Annotated in this window: 2 protein-coding genes; both read left to right on the top strand. The window is 77.6% G+C overall.

From position 1 onward, the window contains the following. Positions 1-145: 145 nt before the first annotated feature. Positions 146-2,023, top strand: coding sequence for a non-ribosomal peptide synthetase (locus ACWGJO_RS41020; protein WP_452190883.1), 1,878 nt, complete (start codon positions 146-148; stop codon positions 2,021-2,023). Then, a complete protein-coding gene (locus tag ACWGJO_RS41015; RefSeq protein ID WP_452190882.1) occupies positions 2,020-4,854 on the top strand; it encodes a condensation domain-containing protein in 2,835 nt (944 codons plus the stop codon). Before ACWGJO_RS41020 ends, ACWGJO_RS41015 begins: the two co-directional genes overlap by 4 nt. The last annotated feature ends 11 nt before the right edge of the window (positions 4,855-4,865 follow it).

Raw genomic sequence — 4,865 nt, 5'->3', positions numbered from 1 at the left:
TGCGGCGCCCGCCCGACCTGCGGGCCGCCGCCCGGGTGGTCGTGGCGCGGGGGGCCGATCGGGCCGCGCCCGCCTGCCCCCGCCCGACCCTCCACAGCGGGGCGCCCCGGCCCCCGCGGCGGGGGCGCCCGGAAGGGAACCACCCATGACCACCGCGCACCGCGCGCACCCCGCGACCTCCGCGCACCCCGTGACGTCCGCGCACCCCGTGGCCTCTGCGGCTCCGCTCGACCGGACCGCCGAAGCCCTGCCCGCCCTGCCCACCCCGCTGCCCGCCCTGGTCGCCCGGCAGGCCGAGCAGCGGCCCGACGCGCTCGCCGTGACCGACGGCTCCACCGTCCTGACCTACCGCGAACTCGTCGACGCCGCAGGCCGGTTGGCCGCCGTCCTGGCCGACCGGGGGATCGGCCCCGGCAGCGCCGTCGCCCTGCTGTGCGCCCGCTCGACCCGATTCGTCGTCGCCCAGCTCGCCGTCTGGCGGGCCGGCGCACTGGTCGTCCCGATCGACCCGGCCTACCCGCGCCCGCGGATCGCCGAAATGATCGCCGACGCGGACGTCCGGCTCGTCCTCGGCGACAAGGGACTGCTCGCCGACGCCGGGCTCCCCGAGGACCGCGCCCTGGCGCTGACCGAGCGCGGCACCGAGGCCGCCGACGGCACGGCGCCCGACGCCGCCGACCCGGCCGCGCCCGCCCTGCTCTACTACACCTCCGGCTCCACCGGCCGCCCCAAGGGCGTCCTCGTCCCGCACAGCGCCGTCGCCGACCTGGCCACCGCCGAGGACTCGATCGGCCTCGGCCCCCGCGACCGGGTGCTCTTCCACTCCACCGTCTCCTTCGACGCCACCACCTTCGAACTGTGGGCGCCGCTCGCCCGGGGCGCCGCCGTGGCCGTCTCCCCGAGCGAGCGGCCCAGCGCCGAGGACCTGGTCCGCGACGTCGAGAGCTTCGGCGTCACCACCGCCTTCCTCACCACCGCGCTCTTCCACCACCTGGCCGCCCGGCGGTCCCGGGTCTTCGGCGTGCTGCGCACCCTGGTCGTCGGCGGCGAGGCACTCTCCTCCGAGTACGCGGGCGCCGTGCTGCAGGCCTTCCCGTGGCTCGAACTGATCAACGCGTACGGGCCGACCGAGGCCACCACCTTCACCACCCTGCACCGGATCACCCGGGCCGACTGCGCCGGCTCCGTCCCGATCGGCCGGGCGTTCGGCGGCGCCCGGGCGTACGTCCTGGACGAGCGGCTCGCGCCGGTGGCGGAGGGCGGCGTCGGCGAACTGTGGATCGCCGGCGACCGGCTGGCCCTCGGCTACCTCGACCGGCCGGAGCTGACCGCCGAGCGCTTCCGCGAACTGCCCGGCATCGGACGCGCCTACCGCAGCGGCGACCGCGTCGCCGAACGGCCGGACGGCTCCCTGGAGTACCACGGGCGCACCGACGACCAGGTCAAGGTGCGCGGCTTCCGGATCGAACCCGGCGAGGTGGAGCACGCGCTGCTCCAGCTGCCCGAGGTCGCCGAGGCGGCGGTCGTGGTCCGCCGCGCCGGGCAGGTCGACGCCGCGCTCACCGCCTGCCTGGTCCTCGCCGAGGGCTCCCGCCCCGCCGTCGAGGCACTGCGGGCCGCTCTGGCCGAGCGGCTGCCCGCCCACCTGGTGCCCACCGCCTGGACGGTGCTCGCCGCGCTGCCGCTGACCGGCAGCGGAAAGGTGGACCGGCGGGCACTGGCCGCCGACGAACCGGACGGGGCACAGCCGTCCGCCGCCGCCGAACTCGGCCCGATCGAACAGGTCGTCGCCGAGGCGTGGAGCCGCGCCCTGGAACGCCCGATCACCGACCCGTCCGCCGACTTCCTCGCCGAGGGCGGGCACTCGCTGCTCGCCATGTGGGTGGTGGACGACCTGCGCGAGGACCTCGGGGTCGAGCTGTCGCTCGCCGATTTCCTCGAGCACCCGACCGTCGCCGCCCAGGCCGAGCTGCTGGAGCGCGCCCTGCGGGCCGCCGACGACACCCCCGGAGCCGACCGATGACCACCGTCGACCAGAGCGACCTGCTGCGCCGCGCCCGCAACCGCCGCGCCGCCGCCCCCGTCACCTCCGCAGCGCAGACCGGCCCCGCCGAATCGACCGGCCCCGCCCCGCTCTCGCACGCCCAGCAGCGGATGTGGCTGATGGACCACCTCGGCCAGGGCGGCGCCCTCTACAACGTGCCGGTCGCCACCCGGCTGCGCGGCCCGCTCGACCGGGCGGCCCTCGCCACCGCGATCACTGGCCTGACCGAGCGGCACGCCGTCCTGCGCACCCGCTACCCGCGCCGGGGCGACGAGCCGTACCAGCAGATCGACCCGGTCGTCCCGGTGCCGCTGCCGGTCCTGGACGCCACCGGCCCGGAGCAGCTCGCCGCCGAGGCCGCCCGGCCGTTCGACCTCGCCACCGGCCCGGTGCTGCGGTCCCTGCTCCTGCGGCACGGCCCCGACGACCACACACTGCTGCTGATCATCCATCACATCGCGGTGGACGGCGGCACGTTGCGCTTCCTCACCGCGGACCTCGCCGAGCTGTACCGCGCGGCGCGCGACGGCGAGCCGAACCGGCTCCCGCCGCCGGCCCCCTCGTACGCCGACTACGCCCGCCAGGAACGCGCCCGCGAGGCCGAGCTGACGGCCGCCGCCGGCGTCCTCGCGGCCAGGCTGTCCGGCGCCCGGCCGCTGCCCCTGCTGCGGCCCGTCCCGCCCGGCGCCCGGGAGCGCCGCGCCGCGCTGCACGCCGTCCCGCTGGAGCCCGCCGTGGTGGAACAGCTGCGCGTCCTCGGCGCGCGGCACGGCGCCACGCTGTACACCGTCGTGCTGGCCGCCGCGTTCGCCGCGCTGGGCATCGCCTCCGGGCAGGACGACCTCGTCCTCGGCTGCGCCAGCGGCCACCGGGCGCGGCCCGAGTTCCGCCGGACCGTCGGGCTCGCGGTCAACACCCTCGCCGTGCGGGCGAATCCGTCCGGGGACCTGTCGTTCACCGAGCTGCTCGCTCCGGTCCGCACCGCCCTGCTCGACGCCCAGCAGCACCACGAGGTGCCCCTCGACCTGGTGGTCGAGCGGCTCGGCGCGGCCGCGCGCGGCGCTGACGGCACCCCACTGCTCTCGGTCAGCTGCGACCTCGTCCAGACCGTCGACCCGCTGGTGCTGCCGGGCCTCGACACCGAGAACGTCGAACTCGACCTGGGACTGGCCAAGTTCGGCCTCACCCTGCTGCTGGAGGACGGCCCGGAGCCGCGCTGCCTGCTGCAGCACGACCGGGACGCGCTGGACCCGGACACCGCCGCCCGGCTGCTCGGCGCCTTCGCCGAACTGCTCACCGCCGTGGCCGCCGACCCGGAACGGCGGCTGTCCGAACTGCCCGGAGAGCGGTTGACGGCCGCCGAACACCCGGTCGTGGAAGCCCTGTCGGCAGACCCGGCGGTGGTCGAGGCGGCCGTGGTCGAGAACCCGGACGGCCCGCCGCTCGCCTACGCGGTGGTCCGTGGGCCGGTCGCGCCGAGCGGCAGCGCCCTGCGGGCCGCCCTGCGCGGGCGCCTGCCGGCCGCCGAACTGCCGCTCGCGGTCTCCCTCGTGGACCGGCTGCCCCGCCACGCCGACGGCACCCCCGACCGCGACCGGCTGCCCGGCGCCACCGTTCTGCCCGGTGCCACCGCGGCGGCGGAGGGCCCGCCGGAGGCAGGCCCGCTGGACGTCGTACGGCAGGCGTTCGGCGAACTCCTCGGCACGACCCCGCCCGCCGACGGCGACTTCTTCGCCCTCGGCGGCCACTCCCTGGTCGCCGTCCAGCTCGCCGAACGCCTGCGCACCCGCACCGGGGTGCCGCTCACCGGCCTCGACATCCTGGAGCAACGCACCCCGCGCGCCCTCGCCGCCCTGCTCGCCACCCGCACGGACGAGCGCCGCGCGGCCCTCGCCCAGGCCGGTGCCCGTTCGCGGACCACCGGCGCCCGCACCGGCACCGTCCTGCTCACCGGTGCCACCGGCGGGGTCGGCGCGGCCGTGCTCCAGGAGCTGATGGCCCAGGGCCGGCCGGTCCGGGTCCTGGTCCGGCCGGAGTCCGCGCACCTGCCCGCGCTGAACGGTGCCGAGGTGGCGGAAGGCGACCTCGGCGACCTCGACAGCCTGCGCCGGGCCGTCGACGGCGTCGACGCCGTCATCCACTCCGCCTGCACCTTCACCGACCACGCCACCGACCTCGCCGCCATGCGCGCCCTGGTCGACGGCTGGCGGGGCGGCCCGTTCGTCTTCGTCAGCAGCATCGACGCGTACGGCCGCCCGGCCGGCACCGAGGTCCCCGAGGGCGGCCCCAGCAGCGCACCCGTCACCCCGTACGGGCAGGCCAAGCTGGACTGCGAGCGGATCCTCTTCGAGGCCGCCGCGACCGGCCGGGGCCCGGCCGTGGCCGTCCGCTCCCCGATCGTCTGGGGTCCGCACCACCGCCTGCGCGACCAGCTCCGCTGGGGCGCCACCGGCCCCCTCTTCCAGGCCGCACTGGCCGGCCGGCCGATCGGCCTGCCGGACGCCGAGGAGTGGCACGGCGCCTCCTGGGTGCACTCCGCCGCCCTGGCCCGCGCCCTCGGCGCCTGCCTCACCCCGGACCACCCCGCCGCCGGCCGGGTCGTCAACGCGGTGAGCGGACACGTCTCCTGGGCCGACTTCACCGCCGAACTGGTCCGCCTGCTCGGCTCCGACAGCCCGATCGCCGCCACCCCCGACGCCGACGGGGAACTCCGCCGCCCCTGGCACTACCGGGCGGACACCCTGGCCGGCCCGCTCGCCCCCGAGCCCGGCGAGGACTGGCGCAGCGTCCTGGAGGCCATGGTCCGCTGACCCCCCGGTCG

It is taken from the genome of Kitasatospora sp. NPDC054795 (genome assembly GCF_053611565.1).
This window is presented reverse-complemented; position numbering and strand designations above follow the sequence as displayed.

Bases quoted from the DNA above. Each gene is read 5' to 3' on its own strand.
- ACWGJO_RS41020 (WP_452190883.1), top strand. From the start codon at position 146: ATGACCACCGCGCACCGCGCGCACCCCGCGACCTCCGCGCACCCCGTG.
- ACWGJO_RS41015 (WP_452190882.1), top strand. From the start codon at position 2,020: ATGACCACCGTCGACCAGAGCGACCTGCTGCGCCGCGCCCGCAACCGC.